Origin of the sequence: Nonomuraea sp. KM90, from assembly GCF_052246675.1 — a bacterium.
GTDB lineage: Bacteria > Actinomycetota > Actinomycetes > Streptosporangiales > Streptosporangiaceae > Nonomuraea.
Window position 1 is genome coordinate 24,995 of sequence record NZ_JBQQCB010000077.1, and the last position, 18,644, is coordinate 43,638.

Sequence of the window (18,644 nt, forward strand, 5' to 3'; positions counted from 1 at the left end):
GTTGCTGTTTGTCGTTCATCCCTGGGAGGGTTCGTCGAGCAGCGTGCGGGCGGTTGCGACGTCGGTGATCAAGACGTTGACCCAGCCGCCGCTGATCGCCGCGCGGATGGCCGCGTGCTTGCGCTCGCCGCCGGCCATGCCGATGCGGCGCGGGATCGTGCGCAGGATCTCCGGGTCGATGCCGACGACGCGGCTGTTCAGGTCGCTGTGGATCAGCTCGCCTGCGCTGTCGAAGTACCGCTGGCAGACATCGCCGACCGCGTGGGCGGCGATGAGCTGGTCCTGGTCGGCGGGGGCGATGGCGTTGCCGCTGTCGCGCAGCAGTGGCGAGGGCTGCACGCTGCCGATGCCGACCAGAGCCATGGTCAGGCTCTGCCACTCCTTGGTGATCGACTGCATGGCCGTGTCCGTGACCAGGCTCCGGCGGGTCTCGGCGGTGCTGACCAGGCCGGGAGCCTGGACGTAGATCGGTTCGGCGCCGACCAGTTCGGCGAGATGGCTCAGCAGGCGGTTGGCCTTGGCCTGGACGGCGCCTTCGCCGACACCGCCGGCGAGCTGGACGACGCGGTCGGCGCCGGCCACGCGGAGCGGGTGCAGCCGATCGGCGACCGACAGCAGCGTCTGGCTCCACGGCGAGATGCCGATTCGCTCCCCGCCTGCCAGGGTCGATTCGAGGTAGGCCGCTCCGGCAGAGCCGATGCCGGCGATGATCTCTGACTCGTCACCGTCGACGTCGACGACGACGGCCTCCTGTAAGCCGTACCGGCTCTCCAGGCCCTGCTCCAGGGCCAGGTGTACGCCTTGGGAGACGACGACCACCGTCCGCACGATCCCGATCTCGCCGGCCCGCTTCAGCAACCGGGACACCTTTGTCTGGGAGATGTGCAGGGCGTCGGCGATGTCGGCCTGGCGGATGCCCTGTTCGTGGTACATGTGCGCGACCTTGGTGATCAGCCGCACCCGCCCGTCGGAGGCGGATCGGCCGGCGCCGCTCGCCTGGACAGCCATCAGGATCCGTCCCCTTCGTCGTCGCGGAGTGCCATCGCCCAACATTGTCCATCCGCGAGGTCACTCGTCGTGCACGCAGGGGCCAGGTTCTTGCTGCCTGATCCGCTCCGTTCTGCGCGCCGTCCTGCGCGCCAGGCAGGCCGGGGCTGCGTGTTTCGGCGAGAACACGCGGTTCGCACTGTGGAAGGTTGCTCAGAGTTATTGACAGACATGCGCGGATCAGCCAATCTACGGACACGGAATATTATGCGCTATCGCATAATTATGCACTACTTGGAGACTGCGATGCGCCAACGCAGGGTGATCATCAACACCGACGCCAAGAACGAAGCCGATGACCAGTTCGCCATCGTCCATGGGCTGTTGTCACCCACGTTCGACGTCAGGGGACTGATCCCGGCCCACTTCGGCACCCGGCGATCACAGCGGAGTATGGAGGAGTCCCGCGAGGAGATCGACCTTCTGCTCGACCTGCTCCACCTGACCGGCTCCGTCACGGTGGCCGACGGCGCGGCGACCGCCCTGCCGGACGAGCGCACCCCGGTGGACTCGCCCGGCGCGCAGTTGATCATCGAGGAATCGAAGCTCGCGACACAGGATGATCCGCTCTATGTGGCCTTTCTTGGTCCGCTGACCGACATGGCCTCCGCGATCCTGCTGGACCCAGGGCTGGTGCGGCGCCCGGTGGTCGTGATCTGGATCGGCGGCCCTGGCTACCGCGGCTACGACGAGGGCCTGGGAATCGAGTTCAACCTCTCCAACGACATCCACGCCGCCAACGTGGTCTTCGGCTCCGGCATCACCGTGTGGCAGGTGCCGCGCGACGTCTACACCAAGGTGTCGGTGAGCTACGCCGAACTGGAGGAGAAGATCGGTGGCGGCGGCACGCTGGGCCGCTACCTCATCAAGCAACTGCACGAGTGGAACGCCGTCTATCACCCCGAGCCGATCGAGTCCCGCTCCTTGGGCGATTCGCCCGCCATCGCGCTGATGCTCTTCCCGATGAGTGGAAACTTTCGCACGAGACCCGCTCCCCGCTTCAGCGCCGACGGCTCCTGCCTGCCCGGCTCCGGCCACCTGATCGGGGTCGTCGAGGAGATCGACGTGCGCTTTCTACTGGCGGACATGTTCGCCAAGATCCGGGCTTTCGGGCGCGAGCACGCCTAGCACACCTACCCAACTGACACACCAGGCCATCACGGGATGACTGACGAGGAGTGATCAACATGACGGATATGCCGACTTTTGGCGCTGGTATCTGGCATTTCGCCACATACAAAGACCGTTACGCCACCGACGGGTACGGGCCGCCGGTCGGCCTGCTGGAGCAGATCGACCGCGCCGGAGCCGTGGGCGAGCTGTCGGTGGTGGACCTGAACTGGCCGTTCGTGGGCTTCGACGGCACGCTGGACGACGTCAAGGCCGCGCTGGCCAAGAACGATTTGACGGCCATCGCGGTCACCCCCGAGATCTACACGCGGGACTTCGTGAAGGGCTCGTTCACCAACCCCGATCCGGCGGTTCGCAAGCATGCGCTGGCGTTGATGCACGACGCCACCGAGGTGGCGCTGGAATTGGGCTGTTCGTACGTGAAGCTGTGGCCGGGCCAGGACGGCTGGGACTACCCGTTCCAGGTGAACTACCACGACGTGTGGAAGCTTGCGCTCGACGGACTGAAGGAGTTGTGCTCGGCGCACCCGGAGATCAACTATGTGATCGAGTACAAGCCGCGCGAACCACGTGTGAAGATCATCTTCCCGAGCGTGGCCCGGACCCTGCTCGGCATCGAACGCATCGGCCTGCCCAACCTGGGCATCCTGCTCGACTTCGGCCACTCGCTGTACGGGCAGGAGACCCCGGCCGACGCCGCGCAGCTCGCCATCGACTACGGACGGCTGTTCGCGATCGACGTCAACGACAACATGCGCGGCTGGGACGACGACATGGTCGTCGGCTCGGTGCACCTGGTGGAAACGTTCGAGTTCTTCCACACCCTGCGCAAGAACAATTGGGATGGCGTGTGGCAGCTCGACCAGTTCCCCTTTAGAGAGGACAGCGTCCAAGCCGCCAAGCAGGCCATCCGCTTCCTCAAGGCGATCCACCGCGCGTTGGACGTTCTGGACGACGACGCGCTCGCCCGGGCCCAGGCCGCGCACGACGCGTTGGCCGCCCAGCGGCTGGTTCAGAACGCGCTGCTGACCTCGATGACCGGGCTGGAGGACGCATGACCGAGCTCGCCGAGGCCGTCCAGAGCCATGTCACCCTGCCGGTGTTCGGCAGGCTGGACCGGCATGCGAGCCGCGCGGAGCAGGTCGCGCACCTCGCCGAGGCCGCGCGGCAGATCCGCATCCAGGACCTCAAGCTCATCCACCACGCACGGGCCGGGCACATCGGCGGCGACTTCTCCGCCATCGACGTCCTCGCCACTCTCTACGGGGCGGTGCTGGACATCAGCCCCGACCGGGTCACCGACCCCGAGCGGGACCGGTTCATCCTGAGCAAGGGCCACGTCGCGGGTGCGCTCTATACGACCCTCGCCGCGTTCGGCTTCCTGGCGGTTGCCGAGCTGGCGACCTTTCTGCAGCCGCTGTCGGCGCTGAATGGTCATCCCAACCGGACGAAGGTGGCCGGCGTGGAGGCCAACACCGGGCCGCTCGGGCACGGCCTGCCGGTGGCGGTCGGGCACGCGTTGTCGGCCAAGCTGGATGTGTCGCTGCGGCGTACGTACGTGCTGGTGGGCGACGGCGAGCTGCAGGAGGGCAGCAACTGGGAGGCGATGATGGCCGCCTCCCAGCACCAGCTCGACCGGCTGACCGTGATCGTCGACCGCAACCGCCTCCAGCAGGGCGCCACCGTCAAGGAGACCAACGACCTCGACCCGCTCGCGGACAAGGCCGCCGCCTTCGGCTTCGCCGTGGTCGAGGTCAACGGGCACGACCACGGCGAGCTGCTGGACGTGCTGTCATCGGTGCCGTTCCGGCCCGGCAAGCCCACCTTCGTCATCGCCCACACGCACAAGGGACATCCGATCTCGTTCATGAGCAACAACGTCGCCTGGCACCACAAGGTGCCGAACGAATCCGAATACCAGCAGGCGCTGACCGAACTGGAGAAGGAGCGTTGATGCCGCGAGCCTCGGTCGCCGATCTGCCCCGCTTCGACTGCCGGGACGCCTATGTGGCGACCCTGTCCGAGCTGGCGCACGAGGACCACCGGATCGTCGGCGTGGTCAACGACTCGGTCGGCTCCAGCAAGCTGACCAGCTTCCGCAGGTCCTTCCCCGACCGGCTGATCAACGTCGGCATCGCCGAGCAGGACATGGTCGGCGTGGCCGCCGGGCTGGCCAATGGCGGGCGGATCCCGTTCGTGTCGGCGGCCTCCTGCTTCCTGACCGCCCGGGCACTGGAGCAGATCAAGGCCGACGTGGCCTACTCCAACCACAACGTCAAGCTGTGCGGCATGAGCCCGGGCGTCGCTTACGGCGAGCTGGGCGCCACCCACCATTCGATCGAGGACATCGCCTGGCTGCGGGCCATCGACAACCTGACCGTCATCGTCCCGGCCGACCCCGTCGAGACGAGCGCCGCGCTGCGCTGGGCCGCGCGGGTGGAGGGGCCGGTGTTCGTGCGGGTCAGTCGCATGAGCGTGCCGCAGGTGAACGCGGACGACTACGCGTTCGTGCCCGGCAGGGCGGTGACGTTGCGCGACGGCGGTGACGTGACGCTGATCGCCAACGGCACCGTGCTGTGGCGGGCGCTGGTCGCCGCCGAGCAGCTGGAAGCTGAAGGCATCTCGGCGCGTGTGCTGTCCATGCCGACGGTCAAGCCGCTCGATGCGGAGGCGGTCGTGGCGGCGGCGCGGGAGACCGCGGGTATCGTCACCGTCGAGGAGTCGACCATCGCCGGCGGCCTCGGAGGCGCCGTCGCCGAGACCGTCGTCCAGCACCATCCGGCCCGCGTCACCATTCTCGGCATCCCCGAGTTCGCCCCGACCGGATCGGCGGCGTTCCTGCTCGACCGCTACGGCATGTCCCCCGAGGGCATCGCCGCCTCCGCACGAGACCTGCTGCGCCATGGCTAGCCCGCTCATCCTGGCCATCGACCAGGGCACCAGCTCCACCAAGGCCCTCCTCGTGGACGACACAGGCCGCGTGGTCTCCCGCGCGTCCGCCCCGCTCGCCGAGACCCAGCCCCGGCCCGGCTGGGTGGAGCAGGACCCGGGAGAGCTGTGGCAGAGCGTGCGGCTGGCGGTCGCCGGCTGTGTCACCCCCGAGCACGCCGCACGGGTCGCCGGCGTGGGCATCAGCACCCAGCGCGAGTCCCTTGTCCTGTGGGATCGCCGCACCGGCGAACCCCTCGGGCCGCTGCTGAGCTGGCAGGACCAGCGCACCGCCGCCCGCTGCCACGAGCTGGCCGATCAGGCCGAGCTCGTGCGGGCGGTCAGTGGCATGCCCCTGGACCCCATGTTCTCCGCGCTCAAGGCCCGCTGGCTGCTCGACACCCACGATCCGGAGCGTAGCCGGGCAGGGGAGCTGTGCCTGGGCACCGTTGACTCCTGGTTGCTCAGCCGCTTCGGTGGCGAGCACCTCATCGAGGTCGGCAACGCCTCCCGCACCCAGCTCCTCGGCGTTCAGGCCGGGGCATGGGATTCACGGCTGCTGGAGCTGTTCGGGGTGTCGGCCGAGGTGCTGCCGCGGGTGGTGCCCTCGTGCGGGCCGTTCCCCGCGGTCCGGGGGCTGGCGCCGCTGCCCGACGGGGTTCCGGTGCTGGCGGTGATGGGTGACTCGCACGCGGCGATGTTCGCCCACGCCGGCTGGCGGCCTGGCGTGGTCAAGGCCACCTACGGGACGGGCTCGTCGGTGATGGCCATCGGCGGCGGACGATCGGAGGGGCTGTGCCGCAGCATCGCCTGGGACATCGGGAACGGTCCGGTACCGGCGGTCGAGGGCAACATCCGCGCGGCCGGCCGCACCATCACCTGGCTGTCGGAGCTGCTGGACGTGCCCGCCGAGACCCTGCTGGCCGAGGCGGAGGACACCGACCCGGGCGAGGTGTACTTCGTGCCCGCGTTCGGCGGGCTCGGCGCTCCCTGGTGGGACCCGGACGCCACCCCCGTCGTCACCGGCCTCACCCTGGGCACCCGGCGCGCCCAGCTCGCCGCCGCCGCCCTGGAGGCCGTGGCCTTCCAGGTCGAGGACGTCGTGGCCGCCATCGAGCAGGCGGTCGGGCAGGTAGGCGTTCTCATGGCGGACGGCGGGCTCACCCGCAGCGCCCGGCTCATGCAGACACAGGCCGACCTCAGCGGGCGGACCGTCGCGCGTTCCGGCGAGCACGATCTGTCCGCGCTCGGCGTGGCCGACGCCGCCGGGCTCGCCGCCAAGCTCTGGACGACCGAGCAACTGCAGCGCCGTCCACGGCCGGTTGAGGAGTTCCGGCCGGCGGCGGACGACCCCTACCGCCGGGCGCGGCAGGCCGCCTGGCGGCAGGCGGTCCGCCGCGCCCGGCCCGCGCAGGAAGGAAGCAGCACATGACCACAACGGCGCCGGCCGCCCGTCGGCGCGTCCCTGCCCGCTGGATCGCCGCCGCGGCCGTCGCCGCGCTGGTCGTGCTCATGGCGGTGGACACGGAGTACCGCACCGCCGAGACGGCCGCCGCGGCGGCGCCCGCGAAGTTCGACCCGGCCGCGTTCGGCGCGCAGAACTACGAGGCCAAGGTCGTACCGGCCATCAAGCAGTCGGCCGTGGACCTGCCCGTCCTGCTCAAGGCGCTGGCCGGCGACAAGGACGCGGCCGGGCAGAAGTACGGCAAGCGCCAGGGCACCGGCCCGTACACCTTCGCGGTCAAGGGCAGGGGCGAGGCGGGGAAGGCGCGCTCGGGCCTGCTGCCGGTCACCGTCGAGGGCGTGCCGGACGGCACGCGGGTGTCGCTGCAGATCGGCCCGGCCATCAACGGCACCGCGCTGCGCGACGCTGCCGGGTTCATCACCTTCGGCCAGTTCACCAACCAGGTCGAGTACGCCGACGCGGCCACCGCGCTGAACAACGAGCTGCGCGCCAAGCTGCTCAACGGCCTGGACGTGGCGGCGCTGGACGGCAAGGAGATCACCTTCACCGGCGCGTTCACGCTGCTCACCCCGCAGACGGTGACCATCACCCCAGTGGAGATCTCATGATGCTGCGGGCCCGCGAGGTCACCAAGGTCTATGGCGGCACGCACGCGCTCAGGGGCGTGGACTTCGCCGTCGCGCCCGGCCGCGTCACCGCCTTGTTCGGGGAGAACGGCGCCGGCAAGTCCACGTTGATGAAGATCCTGGCCGGGATCGAGCAGCCCACCACCGGCCACGTCGAGCTGGACGGCGGGCCGGTGCGGCTGGCCTCCTCGCGGGACGCCGCCGACCTGGGCATTGCCATCATCCATCAGGAGCTGAGTCTGTGCCCGAACCTCAGCATCACCGACAATCTGTTCCTGGCCCGTGAGCTGCGCACCCCGTTCGGCGCGGTGGACCGCAGGGCGCAGCGCGAGCGGGCGCTCGCCGTGCTGCGCACCCTGGAGGAGGACCTCGACCCGGACACGCTGGTGGCCGACCTGCGGCTCGGCCAGCAGCAGATCGTGGAGATCGCGCGGGCCCTGCTCCAGGACACCCGAGTGCTGATCATGGACGAGCCCACCTCCGCGCTCACCGCGCCCGAGGTGGAGGTGCTGTTCAAGGTCATCCGTGACCTCACGGCGCGTGGGGTCGCCGTGGTCTACATTTCCCACCACCTGGACGAGGCTCTCGACATCGCGGACGACGTGGTGGTGTTGCGTGACGGCACGCTGGTGGCCACCGCCGAGGCGGCCGAGGTGGACCTGCGCTGGATCGTCGAGCAGATGGTCGGCCGCGATCAGGACACCCTGTTCCCCGACCGGGAGTCACAGGCGGGGGAGCCGGTCCTTGACCTGCGCGATCTGGTCGTGACCGATCCCGGCAACCCCGACCGGCTCGCCGTCGGCGGCGTGACCCTGACCCTGCGCGCCGGGGAGATCGTCGGCGTCTACGGGCTCATGGGGTCCGGCCGCACGGAGCTGCTCGAAGCACTCGCCGGGCGCCTTTCGCCCGCGTCCGGCCAGATCGTCCTGGCGGGCGAGCCGCTGACGCGGGCGGGCATCCGCGACCGCATCCAGCGCGGCCTCGTGCTCGTCCCCGAGGACCGGCAGCGCGACGGGCTCGTGCAGACCATGACCGTCGGCGAGAACCTGTCGCTGGCCGGGCTCTACCAGTACGTGCGGCGGCTGTTCGTCTCGGCCGCCCGCGAGGGCGAGGCCGTGCGGCGCGTCATCGCCGACATCACCGTCAAGACCAGCGGCGCCAAGGCGGCCATCGGCTCGCTCAGCGGCGGCAACCAGCAGAAGGTCGTCATCGGCAAGGCGCTGCTGACCGGGCCCCGTGTGCTGCTGCTGGACGAGCCGTCCCGCGGCGTGGACGTCGGCGCCAAGGCCGACATCTTCCAGCTCATGGCCGCTCAGGCCCGCCGCGGGCTGGCCGTGTTGTTCACCACCTCCGAGGCCGAGGAAGCACTGCACATCCCCGACCGGCTGCTCGTGCTCGCCCGCGGCGCCGTCGTCGGCGAGTACCGGCGCGGAGAGATCGATCGGGAGGAACTCATGCGCGTATCCGACGGCGCCACGAACGGAGGTGCGCTCCGATGACCTCGACAGCGTCCAGGCCGGCGGCCGAGACAGCCCGCCCGGACCGGGCCGCCGCCACGGCACGCCGGCTGTCCGTGCTCAACGTGGCCTTCGAGCTGCGCGCGTTCATCGCGCTCGCCGTGCTCATCGTGGTGTTCAGCGTGCTGTCCGACGCGTTCCTGACCGTGCCGAACCTGATCACCATGACCAAGCACGTGGCGATCAACGCCGTGATCGCGCTGGGCATGCTGCTGGTCATCCTCAAGGGCGGCATCGACCTGTCGGTGGGCTCGATCGTGGGCCTGTCCGGGGTTGTGGCTGGTGAGCTGCTGGGCGGCCTGCACGTCGGCGGCGTGATCGCCTACCCGCCGGTGTGGGTGGTGATCGTGCTGTGCGTGACGGTCGGCATGGCCGTCGGCGCGGTCAACGGGCTGCTCGTCACCCGCTTCAACGTGGCGCCGTTCATCGCCACCCTCGGCATGCTGTACGTGGCCCGCGGCGCGGCGATGCTCATCTCCGACGGCGCCACCTACCCCAACCTGGCCGGCCACCCCGCCCTCGGCAACACCGGCTTCGGCCTGCTCGGCAGCGGCCGCCCGCTCGGCCTGCCGACCTCGATCTGGATCATGATCGCGCTGGCGGCGCTGGCCACCCTGTTGCTGGCCAAGTCCCCGTTCGGCCGCTGGCTGTACGCCACCGGCGGCAACGAGCGGGCCGCCGACCTGTCCGGGGTGCCGATCCGGCGGGTCAAGACCATCGTGTACGTGATCTCCGGCGCGTGCGCCGCCGTCGCCGGGCTCATCATCGCCTCAGAGCTCACCTCAGCCGCGCCGCAGGCGGGGGAGACCTACGAGCTGAACGCCATCGCCGCGGTCGTCATCGGTGGCGCGGCGCTCAGCGGCGGCCGGGGCACCGTGCGCGGCACCCTGGTCGGCGCGTTCGTCATCGGCTTCCTCGCCGACGGCCTGGTGATCCTGGGCGTGTCGACGTTCTGGCAGATCCTCATCAAGGGCGCCGTGATCATCCTCGCCGTCATGCTCGACCAGGGCCAGCAGCGATTCAAACGTCGGGGAGCCGCCGCCGCGGCGGTCGCCGCGACCAAGCACCACGACTAAGTAGCACCACCCCCCGCAAGGAGAACCACCATGCGCCGTGTCCTGACCATGGCCCTGTCCCTGACCATCGGCTGCGCCGCCCTGACCGCCTGCGGCGGCGGCGCCGAGCAGCCCTCGACCAGCGCGTCCGCGAGCAGCGGCAGCGGCACCGGCGCGGCCGGCGGGCTGATCGCCATCATCACCCCGTCCCACGACAACCCGTTCTTCAAGGCCGAGGCCGACGCGGCCAAGGCGCAGGCGGAGAAGCTCGGCTACCAGACGTCCGTGGCCTCCCACGACGACGACCCCAACAAGCAGAGCGAGCTGATCGACGCCGCGATCTCCCGCCAGGCCAAGGCGATCGTCCTGGACAACGCCGGCGCCGACGCCTCCATCGGCCCGGTGCGCAAGGCCACCGAGGGCGGCGTCCCCGTCTTCCTGATCGACCGGGAGATCAACGCCACCGGCATCGCCAAGGCGCAGATCGTCTCCAACAACTCCCAGGGCGCCCAGCTCGCCGCGCAGTCGTTCGTCGAGGCGATGAAGAGCAAGGGCAACTACGTCGAGCTGGTCGGCAAGGAGTCCGACACCAACGCCAGCGTGCGCTCCAAGGGCTTCGCCGACGTGATCTCCCAGTACCCCGACATGAAGCAGGTCGCCAAGGAGAGCGCCAACTGGGACCAGCAGGAGGCGTTCACCAAGATGGAGACCATCATCCAGAAGAGCCGCGACATCCAGGGCGTCATCGCCGGCAACGACACCATGGCCCTGGGCGCGGTCGCCGCGCTGAAGGCAGCGAACCTGCTGGACAAGGTCACGGTGGTCGGCTTCGACGGCAGCCCCGACGCGATCGCCGCCATCAAGGCCGGCGAGATGCACGCCACCGCGCTACAGCCGGCCGCGCTCGGCGCCACCAGCGCTGTGGACCAGGCCGACCAGTTCATCAAGACCGGCAAGACCGGCAAGGAGGAGAAGCAGTCCATCGACTGCGAGCTCGTCACCAAGGACAACGCCGACGACTTCGGCGTCTTCGCCAGGAAGTAACACCCGAGCCCGAGGAGCGGAGAATCCGATGAGACCGACCGCGACATTACTGGGCCGCCTGCTGACCTGCGCGCTGGCCGTCATCGTCACCTGCGGCGCGGCGCCGCCCGCCGGAGCCGACGCCGCACATCACGGGGGAGGGGACCGCAGGCCGCGCGTCATACTGATGCACGACCCCGAGCTGGACGACCAGAACACGCTGATCCGCTACCTGCTCTACAGCAACGAGTTCGACACCGAAGGGCTGCTGTACGCCAGCAGCGGCGTGCACTGGGCGGGCGACGGCAAGGGCACCACGTGGTTCGTCCCCGGCCGCGAGTACGACAGGCCAGGGCTGAACCTCTGCCCGTGCACGTCCTGGCGGTGGAAGCCCGGCGAGCGCTTCATCCACGAGGCCGTCGACCTGTACGCGCACGCGTACCCCAACCTGCGGGCGCACGCCAAGGGCTACCCGAGCCCGCAGGAGCTGAAGTCGAAGATCCTCGACGGCAACATCGAGTTCGACGGAGACATCTCCAAGGACTCTCCCGGCTCCGGCCTCATCAAGCGCAAACTCCTCGACGACGAGCCCGGCCCTCTGTACCTGCTCACCGGGGCGGGTCAGAGCACGATCGCCCGCGCCCTGAAGTCCATCAAGGACCAGTACGAGCACACGCCCTCCTGGCCCGCGATCTACCGCAAGGTGTCGCAGAAGGCCATCATCCAGTCGTTCGGCGACCAGGACGACACCTACGCCAAGTAGATCGGACCCACCTGGCCGGACGTCGAGTTTCGCCAGATGGCCACCACCATCTGGGGCTACGGCGCCCGCCGGGCCGTCCTGCCGCAGGACGCCGAGCTGCTGTCCGCCGCCTGGACCAAGGCGAACGTGTCCGATGTCGGCCCGTTGGGGTCGTTCTACCGGGTGTGGGGCGATGGCAAGCAGATGGTGCCCGACGACATCTTCGACTTCTTCGGACTCTCCGGCCTGACCGCCGAGCAACTCCGGGAGAAGGGCTACATCGTGTGGACCTCCCTCCAGGAGAAGGGATCGTGGATCTCCGAAGGAGACACCTCCATCTTCATGAACCTCCTCGACAACGGCCTGCGCGCCGGCACCGACGCGAGCTGGGGCGGCTGGGGCGGGCGCGCCGGGACCGACGTCGCCCCCGACGGCACCGCGTCCGCCGACTACGCCTCCACCCGCTGGTTCCGCGCCGCGCAGCACGACTTCGCCACCCGGCTGAAGTGGACCACCACCCGCGGTCACGCCGCCGTCAATCACGCGCCGGACGTCACCGTCTCCGGACGGCTGGACCGCGACATCCGCCCCGGCCGGACGGTGACGCTGAACGGGCGTATCACCGACCCCGACGGGAACGCCGTCACCGCCACGTGGTGGCAGTACACCGACGCCGGCACCTACCCCGGCACGGTCTCGCTGACCCAGCGCGACGGCGCCGCCCGGGTGCGCATCCCGCGTGACGCGCAGCCTGGCCAGACCATCCACCTCATCCTGCAAGGCACGGACGCCGGCACCCCGGCCCTCACCTCGTACCAGCGGGTGGTGCTGACCGTGCGGTCCTGAGCAGATGAGCGGGGCCCGGCGCCCCCTACACTGAAGCGGACGTCCGACTCTGCGGAGAAAGGCGGTGCGGTGGTCCGGGGGCGCGAGGTCACCACCTGCGGCTCCTTGCCCGCGTCGCCCGCATGTACCACGAGCAGGGCAGCCGCCGGCCGGAGATCGCCGCCGCACTCGACCTCTCCCTGCCCCGCGTGTCCCGCCTGCTCAAGGAGGCGGTCACGCGGGGCCTGGTCCGCACCGTGGTCACCCTTCCCGCCCTTGTGTTCGCCAGCGTCAACTCTGATTGCGCTGGCCTGCGCCCCACTTGCAAGCTCACGCCGGCCCGGCGCCGGCCGCAGCAGTGGTTCCGCCGATTGATCGTCGGTTCGGCGTGCCGCGCGGGTTGGCAGATCAGGGGGTGGTGATCGGGCTGGGACGCGGCTGCCAGCGGTCGCCGTCAAGGTTTAGGCCAGTGCCGGTCGTTGGTAAGTGGTCGCAGCTGTCTGCCGGCCTCCTGGCGCAGAGCGCGTTGTTCCTGCCGGTTTCCGGCGTGCCTCCTGATGTCGGTACGTTAAGAATGGGGCCGCAGGCAGCCGGACTTTCTGATCAAGCGCAGGGCCGGGCAGGCGAAGTTCAGCGACGCGATCTTCGTCAAGTCCACCCAGAAGCTCACCGACGTCGTGGCCAAGGGCTACGTGGACAAGGCCGAGGTCGGTCGCGAGCACCCCTCCACCGAGGAGGCCGCCTTCCTCGATGGCAACGGCTCGAAGCTGGTCGTGAGGTCGATGCCGGTCGGCAGTCCTCCGATATCGCCTGCGTTACGCGCAGACCTCGAGCCGGCCGTCGCTGAGCACGTCGAGCGTGGTCAGCATCCGGGCCAGGTGCGGCGGCTCGTAGGAGAAGGTGCAGAGCGTGCTGGCATTCAGCCGCACCCGGCTGGTCGCCGTCGCGGCGACGGTCCACAGCAGCACCGGGTCGAGGTAACGCTTTCATCTACGGCGGGTACGGCTGCTCTTTGCCCGGATAGATGCCATGCATATCGACCGGCTGGACCAGGTGATCGCCGACCCACAGCGTGCCGTAGCCAAGGTCCTCGATCCCGCGGCAGACCGCGCTCAGGCCGGCGGCGCTGCTGGTAACCCGACTATGGGAAGTGTGAAACCAAGCTTCATTGGTGAGTCCTTTCGGTGATCCGTCAACCGTTTGCTCAGACGGGAAGTTCGGTGATGCTGAGGGCGAAGTCCGAGTTCCCCACCCCGTGGTTGGCGAGGCCCACCGTGACCACGCCGGCTCCTTCCAGCCAGTGCGCCATTTTCAGGCCGCCGACGTCCAGCGGGCGCAGCCCGAGGCTCTCGATGAATGCCTCCACACGTGCCTTGGCCTGCGCATTATCGCCAGCGATGAAGACGTCGGGCCGACCCTTCTCCAGGACATGACGGAAGATGGTGTTGAACGCCTTCACCACGCTGGCGCTGGCCGGGGCCGCCTTGGCGGCTTCCTGCGCGATCGAGGTCTTCTCGCGGTGGGCCAGTCCGTCGAACGTGGAATTGAAGGGATTGCTGATGTCGACGATGACCTTGCCCGCGAGAGCGTCTCCGTACTGGGCGACGACCGGTACGACGCCGTCGTACAACAGGGCCACGATGACGATGTCCCCGGCCGGGGTGGTGCCCCATTCTCCCGTCGTGGCGCCGCCGCCGAGAGCCTTGGCCAGGTCGGCGGCCTTGGACTGATCGCGGCCCATGACCTCGACGGTGTTGCCGCCCGCTACCGCCCGCGCGCCGATGGTGCGGGCCATGTTCCCGGTGCCGATGATGCTGATGTTGCTCATGAGATGTCCTGCCCTGGTGGTGGTTGTTCGGTTCAGATGGCGGTGGTACCGCCGTCGGCGACGAGTTCCATGCCGTTGACGTAGCTGGAGTCGTCGGAGGCGAGGAAGAGGGCGGCGGCGGCGATCTCGTCGGGACGGCCCATCTCGCCTCGGGGGATGAGGGACTCGAACTGGCGCTTGGTGGCCTCGTCGAAGAGTTCTTCCTGCTTGGCGGTGGCGACCTGGCCGGGGGTCAGGACGTTGACGCGGATGCGGCGGTCCTTGAGCTCGTTGAGCCAGACGCGGGCCCAGGCCTGCTGGACGGCCTTGCTGCCGGCGTAGACGCTCCAGCCGGGGAAGGCGCCGAGGGAGGCGTTGGAGCCGGTCATGAGGATGGAGCCGCCGTCGTTGAAGAGCGGGAGGGCCTTCTGGACGGTGAACAGGGTGCCGCGGGCGTTGAGCCCGAACCAGGTGTCGAACTGGGCCTCGGTGATCTCGCCGAGCGGGGCGGGCTCGCCCCCGCCTGCGCTGGCCCACAGCACGTCGAGGCTGCCCTTCTCCCGCTTGACGGTGTCGTACAGGCGGTCCAGGTCGTCCAGGTCGGCGGCGTCGCCCTGGACGCCGGTGACGTTGCGGCCGATCTGCTTCACGGCCTCGTCCAGGGCGTCCTGGCGGCGGCCGGTGATGAAGACGTGCGCTCCCTCGTCGACGAACAGCTTCGCGCCGGCCAGCGCCATGCCGGTGGTGCCGCCGGTGATGACCGCTACCTTGCCGTCAAGCTTTCCCATAGTCGCTCCTTTGGGTCGGTGGTGCCGTGTGCACCTGGGATGACGGAGTTATGTACACCGATCTGTGTGCTTACGGTACGGGGCGCCCGGCCGGGACGCAAACTATGTACACCGATCGTTACCAAGCTCGGGTACCATGGACCCATGTCGGAGTTGGAGAAGGGTCCCCAGGGCCGCCGCCGCGGCCGGGGCGCCCGCGAGCGCATCCTCAGCGCGTCCCAGCAGCTGTTCCGCGAGCAGGGCATCAACCGCACCGGCATGGACCAGCTTTGCGCGGCGGCCCAGGTGTCCAAGCGCACGGCCTACCAGCACTTCACCGGCAAGGACGAACTCGTCGCCGAGTACCTGCGCCGGTTCGACCCCTCCGTTCTGTCCGGCGTGTTCGACCGCACCGACCTCACGCCCCGCGAACGGCTCCTCGCCGCCTTCGACGTCCCTCCCACCACCCCCCTGTGCCCCTACATCGGCGCCGCCGTCGAACTCCACGACCCCCAGCACCCCGCATCCCAGTACGCGCGCGACTACAAGAAAGCCGTCGCCGCGCGGCTCGCCGACACCGCCCGCGAAGCCGGCGCCGCCGACCCTGAACAGCTCGGCGAGCAGCTCGCGCTGCTCATCGACGGCGCCGCGGCCCGTACCCGGGTCCTCAACGCCGACGCCTTCCCCGCCGCCGCCGCCATCGCCGCGGTCCTCATCGACAACGCCATCCCCGCCACAGCCGGCGATGACCGGCGACGGGAAGAAGCGTCAAGTTAACCTGGCACTTCGCGGCCGGGCTGGACGCGCTGCGCGCCGGCCACTCGGCCACGCGCCCCTCCAACGCTGTGCCCCCGCCCGGCCAGCCGGCCAGGAAACGGTCGGGCACGTGGATAGGCGTGATGAGCGGATCGGCGATGGCTGTATCACCTGCCGGAGTAGCCGCCAGAGCAGTGCCCCGTAGCTCGCTGGCTTCGCACAGGCCGGCAAGGGCACGCAGAGGCTGCCGATGCGGTTCTGTCCGGCCGCGCTCGCGCGCTGCCCAAAGGCGGCGACGGGATTGTGGAGTCGATCCGCGCCGTGCACCTGGCACGCTCCGGTGCGGTGAAGGCCCGCACTGCTTGCGTCAACGAGCTCGGGGCCTGTCGGCCGAGATGCTCGCCACCACGTGCGCACGACTGCGTCCAGCAGCAAGCTCTGACCTCTGAGATCGAAGACCTCGACGTTCATCTCAAGGCCTTGATCCGCCAAGCCCGTCCAGACCTGCTCGGGGTGCACGGAGTCGGGCCTGAGACCGCGGCCCAACTGCTGATCACCTGTGGCGACAACCCCGACAGGCTAACCTTCCCAGCGGCCTTCGCCGCCCTGTGCGGAGCCGCCCCGATCCCCGCCTCCAGCGGCAAAACCGTTCGCTACCGGCTATCGCGCGGAGGTGATCGGCAAGTCAACCGCGCCCTCTATCTCATCGCGCTCGCCCGCATGGCCTGGTGCCCGCGTACCCGCGCATACGCCACCCGCCGCACCACTGAAGGCAAGTCCAAGAAAGAGATCATCCGTTGTACGAACAACGATCTCCCAGCACCCACTTGACAACCATAGGAGCATCGGGGCGATTCACTCGCCTGCGGAGCAGGCGATTCACTCGCCTGCGGAGCGGCTGACTGGTCAGGACGTGGGGCCGGACTGCGCCGCAGGACCATGGATGATCTGTTCCAGGCAGTCGCGGAAGAGATCGTCGACGGTGCGGCCATCCTGGAAGTACTCTGTCACGCCGGCCATCACGGTGGGGTACGCCGTGGCGTACGCGGCCATGTCGAAGCCGCCCAGGGCGTCCGCGTCGGGGCGGCCGGCCTGTTCCTCCAGGACGTAGCCGACGGTGAAGCGCAACACTGTCAACACGATCAGGCGAGCCTGCCGCAGGGGAATGTCCCGCCCGACCAGTGTGCTCATCGCCAGTTCGGAGATGGCGGCCATCTTGAGGGACAGCTGGGAGGCCGCGATGATCCGGGCTCCGTCCGGGTGGGCCAGCAACGCGTTCCGCAGCCGCCCGGCCAGGCCGATCAGCCAGTCCTGCCAGCGTTCCGACGGCGCGGGCGACGCCAGTTCGGGGAACTGCTGCTCAAGAATCGCCTCGGCGATCGCGGTGACCAGCGCTGCCTTGTTCGGGATGTGCCAGTAAAGGGTCGGCGACTGTACGCCGAGCCGGGCGGCCAGTTTGCGCGTGGTCACGCCGTCGAGACCTTCGGCGTCCAGTAGCGCGACGGCCTCGGTGACGATCCGCTGTTTGTCCAGAGCCAACTCCGGCACCTCCCTTCCGGACTCTATCAGTGATAGAGTCCTCTATCGGTGATAGAGAATTACGTGCCGGAGGAGGAAACGATGAGACACCAGCACTCGCTTCGCGACCTGCTGCACTGGGCGGCCCATCACATTCCGGGGGTTCCCGCGCACACCGAGCGGCCGGCCGGGCACCAGGGCCAGGCCCGCCACGGCCATGGGTGGCGCCGCCACGGCCGTGGGTGGCGGCACCCGCTCACGCACCATCGTTCGCACCACCACGGGTTCAACCACTCTGCGGCCCGTCCGCCTCGCGTGCTGGCGGCGTGGCAGACGCGGATCGCCCGCTTGTTCGGTCAGGAGCTGGGATGAAGGCAGCGGTGCTCCACGAGGTCGGCGGCATCCCGCGCTATGAGGACTTCCCCGATCCGGTGGCCGACGACGGCGAGATGATCATCGATGTCAAGGCAGTCGCCGTCGAGAACGTCGACAAGGCGATCGCATCCGGTGCGCACTACGCCAGTGAGAAGTACATCGGCCGGCTTCCGGTGATCCCTGCCTTCGACGGCATCGGCGCCCTCCCGGACGGCACGCTCGTCGGGTTCGGCAACATCCGCCTGCCCTACGGCGCGCTCGCCGAGAAGGCCGTGGTGCCCCAGGGCTCCTACATGCCGATCCCCGATGGCATCGACCCGGCCGTGGTAGCGGTGATGGCCTCGGCCGTCACCGCGATGTCGATGAAGACGGCCGCGGGGTTCGTTCCCGGCCAGACGGTGCTGGTGCAGGGCGCCACCGGGGTCGCCGGGCGGCTCGCGGTCAAGGTGGCCCGGCTGCTGGGCGCCGGCCGGATCGTGGCCACCGGCCGCGACGACAACCAGTTGCGCGCGGTGCGGGCCATCGGAGCCGACACGCTGATCAACACCGCGGTCTCCGACGAGGCGCTGGCGCAGGCGTACCTCGACGCCAGGGGGGACGGCTACGACGTCGTCGTGGACTACCTGTGGGGCAGGCCCAGCGAGATCCTGCTGCGCGCCCTGGTGCCGCGGTCGTTCGCGTTCGGCAAGCCGACCCGGGTGGTCCAGGTCGGCGAGTCAGCCGGCACCGAGCTTGCGCTCGCCGCATCGAGCCTGCGCACCTCCGGCGTGGAGATCTACGGCGCGGCCAAGGGCCTCGACCCGCAGACCATGGACGAGGTGTACCAGCAGGTCGTGACGTGGACGCGGTCCGGCGAGCTCGCCTTCGACGTGGAGAAGGTCCCGCTGAGCGACATCGAGACCGCCTGGCAGCGAACCGACCTCAAGGGCAGGCGGCTTGTCGTGGTGCCATGACCGGCCCGCGCCCACGACACACCAGCATGGTCACCGGTCGGCGTTCCGTCGCCGTCGCCACCCACGACGTCGACGGAACCGTCTCGAGCGGCGGTGCCAGCCCCAGCGG

At 69.5% G+C, this 18,644-nt stretch carries 20 protein-coding genes and 1 pseudogene; 16 read left to right on the forward strand and 5 right to left on the reverse strand.

Annotated elements, in window-relative coordinates:
• Positions 1-15: 15 nt before the first annotated feature.
• The gene (locus ACTWPW_RS43595) at positions 16-1,008 is read right to left on the reverse strand and encodes a sugar-binding transcriptional regulator (protein ID WP_443172168.1); all 993 of its coding nucleotides are present in this window, start codon (positions 1,006-1,008) and stop codon (positions 16-18) included.
• A 246-nt stretch (positions 1,009-1,254) separates the two neighbouring features.
• Between ACTWPW_RS43595 and ACTWPW_RS43600 the strand changes: the two genes are divergently transcribed.
• The 12 genes and pseudogenes from ACTWPW_RS43600 (at position 1,255) to ACTWPW_RS43655 (ending at position 12,781) form a co-directional block, all read left to right on the forward strand.
• On the forward strand, positions 1,255-2,175 hold the full coding sequence (locus ACTWPW_RS43600) for a nucleoside hydrolase (RefSeq protein ID WP_443172169.1): 921 nt from the start codon (positions 1,255-1,257) through the stop codon (positions 2,173-2,175).
• Positions 2,176-2,234: 59 nt separating this feature from the next.
• A complete protein-coding gene (locus ACTWPW_RS43605; RefSeq protein ID WP_375117907.1) occupies positions 2,235-3,236 on the forward strand; it encodes a sugar phosphate isomerase/epimerase family protein in 1,002 nt (333 codons plus the stop codon).
• Positions 3,233-4,132, forward strand: a complete 900-nt coding sequence (locus ACTWPW_RS43610; RefSeq protein WP_375117866.1) for a transketolase — start codon at positions 3,233-3,235, stop codon at positions 4,130-4,132. Before ACTWPW_RS43605 ends, ACTWPW_RS43610 begins: the two co-directional genes overlap by 4 nt.
• Positions 4,132-5,088 carry a transketolase family protein gene (locus tag ACTWPW_RS43615; protein ID WP_375117865.1) on the forward strand — a complete coding sequence of 319 codons (957 nt, stop codon included), beginning with the start codon at positions 4,132-4,134 and terminating at the stop codon, positions 5,086-5,088. Before ACTWPW_RS43610 ends, ACTWPW_RS43615 begins: the two co-directional genes overlap by 1 nt.
• Complete coding sequence (locus tag ACTWPW_RS43620; protein ID WP_443172170.1) at positions 5,081-6,538, forward strand: FGGY-family carbohydrate kinase; 1,458 nt, start codon at positions 5,081-5,083, stop codon at positions 6,536-6,538. Before ACTWPW_RS43615 ends, ACTWPW_RS43620 begins: the two co-directional genes overlap by 8 nt.
• Positions 6,535-7,179: a DUF2291 family protein gene (locus ACTWPW_RS43625; RefSeq protein ID WP_443172171.1), complete on the forward strand. Its 645-nt coding sequence runs from the start codon at positions 6,535-6,537 to the stop codon at positions 7,177-7,179. The genes ACTWPW_RS43620 and ACTWPW_RS43625 overlap by 4 nt, the downstream gene beginning before the upstream one ends.
• Positions 7,176-8,696 carry a sugar ABC transporter ATP-binding protein gene (locus ACTWPW_RS43630; RefSeq protein ID WP_443172172.1) on the forward strand — a complete coding sequence of 507 codons (1,521 nt, stop codon included), beginning with the start codon at positions 7,176-7,178 and terminating at the stop codon, positions 8,694-8,696. Before ACTWPW_RS43625 ends, ACTWPW_RS43630 begins: the two co-directional genes overlap by 4 nt.
• Positions 8,693-9,790, forward strand: a complete 1,098-nt coding sequence (locus tag ACTWPW_RS43635; RefSeq protein ID WP_375117861.1) for an ABC transporter permease — start codon at positions 8,693-8,695, stop codon at positions 9,788-9,790. The genes ACTWPW_RS43630 and ACTWPW_RS43635 overlap by 4 nt, the downstream gene beginning before the upstream one ends.
• 30 nt (positions 9,791-9,820) lie before the next feature.
• Complete coding sequence (locus tag ACTWPW_RS43640; protein WP_375117860.1) at positions 9,821-10,813, forward strand: D-ribose ABC transporter substrate-binding protein; 993 nt, start codon at positions 9,821-9,823, stop codon at positions 10,811-10,813.
• A 166-nt stretch (positions 10,814-10,979) separates the two neighbouring features.
• Positions 10,980-11,930, forward strand: a pseudogene (locus ACTWPW_RS43645) (DUF1593 domain-containing protein); the annotation flags it as partial.
• Between the two features lie 204 nt (positions 11,931-12,134).
• Positions 12,135-12,380, forward strand: a complete 246-nt coding sequence (locus ACTWPW_RS43650) for a hypothetical protein (protein ID WP_443172194.1) — start codon at positions 12,135-12,137, stop codon at positions 12,378-12,380.
• Between the two features lie 122 nt (positions 12,381-12,502).
• Entirely contained in the window at positions 12,503-12,781 is a 279-nt protein-coding gene (locus ACTWPW_RS43655; protein WP_443172173.1) for a hypothetical protein, read from the forward strand.
• Positions 12,782-13,174: 393 nt separating this feature from the next.
• Here the strand turns inward: ACTWPW_RS43655 and ACTWPW_RS43660 are convergent, their stop codons facing one another.
• The 3 genes from ACTWPW_RS43660 to ACTWPW_RS43670 all read right to left on the reverse strand — a co-directional run bounded on the left by ACTWPW_RS43660 (position 13,175) and on the right by ACTWPW_RS43670 (position 14,954).
• Entirely contained in the window at positions 13,175-13,327 is a 153-nt protein-coding gene (locus tag ACTWPW_RS43660) for an LLM class flavin-dependent oxidoreductase (protein WP_375117857.1), read from the reverse strand.
• Between the two features lie 236 nt (positions 13,328-13,563).
• Positions 13,564-14,187 carry an NADPH-dependent F420 reductase gene (locus ACTWPW_RS43665; protein ID WP_443172174.1) on the reverse strand — a complete coding sequence of 208 codons (624 nt, stop codon included), beginning with the start codon at positions 14,185-14,187 and terminating at the stop codon, positions 13,564-13,566.
• A gap of 32 nt (positions 14,188-14,219) precedes the next feature.
• The gene (locus ACTWPW_RS43670; protein ID WP_443172175.1) at positions 14,220-14,954 is read right to left on the reverse strand and encodes an SDR family NAD(P)-dependent oxidoreductase; all 735 of its coding nucleotides are present in this window, start codon (positions 14,952-14,954) and stop codon (positions 14,220-14,222) included.
• A 144-nt stretch (positions 14,955-15,098) separates the two neighbouring features.
• Here ACTWPW_RS43670 and ACTWPW_RS43675 point away from each other — a divergent pair, with 144 nt between their 5' ends.
• Together ACTWPW_RS43675 and ACTWPW_RS43680 are read left to right on the forward strand one after the other, a co-directional pair.
• Complete coding sequence (locus ACTWPW_RS43675) at positions 15,099-15,710, forward strand: TetR/AcrR family transcriptional regulator (RefSeq protein WP_375117855.1); 612 nt, start codon at positions 15,099-15,101, stop codon at positions 15,708-15,710.
• A gap of 282 nt (positions 15,711-15,992) precedes the next feature.
• The gene (locus tag ACTWPW_RS43680) at positions 15,993-16,520 is read left to right on the forward strand and encodes a transposase (RefSeq protein WP_443172176.1); all 528 of its coding nucleotides are present in this window, start codon (positions 15,993-15,995) and stop codon (positions 16,518-16,520) included.
• A gap of 75 nt (positions 16,521-16,595) precedes the next feature.
• On the opposite strand, the gene ACTWPW_RS43685 is transcribed toward ACTWPW_RS43680, so the two are convergent.
• Entirely contained in the window at positions 16,596-17,237 is a 642-nt protein-coding gene (locus ACTWPW_RS43685; protein ID WP_443172177.1) for a TetR/AcrR family transcriptional regulator C-terminal domain-containing protein, read from the reverse strand.
• A gap of 72 nt (positions 17,238-17,309) precedes the next feature.
• Between ACTWPW_RS43685 and ACTWPW_RS43690 the strand changes: the two genes are divergently transcribed.
• A complete protein-coding gene (locus tag ACTWPW_RS43690) occupies positions 17,310-17,579 on the forward strand; it encodes a hypothetical protein (protein ID WP_443172178.1) in 270 nt (89 codons plus the stop codon).
• Positions 17,576-18,535 carry a zinc-binding dehydrogenase gene (locus ACTWPW_RS43695; protein ID WP_375117852.1) on the forward strand — a complete coding sequence of 320 codons (960 nt, stop codon included), beginning with the start codon at positions 17,576-17,578 and terminating at the stop codon, positions 18,533-18,535. The genes ACTWPW_RS43690 and ACTWPW_RS43695 overlap by 4 nt, the downstream gene beginning before the upstream one ends.
• The last annotated feature ends 109 nt before the right edge of the window (positions 18,536-18,644 follow it).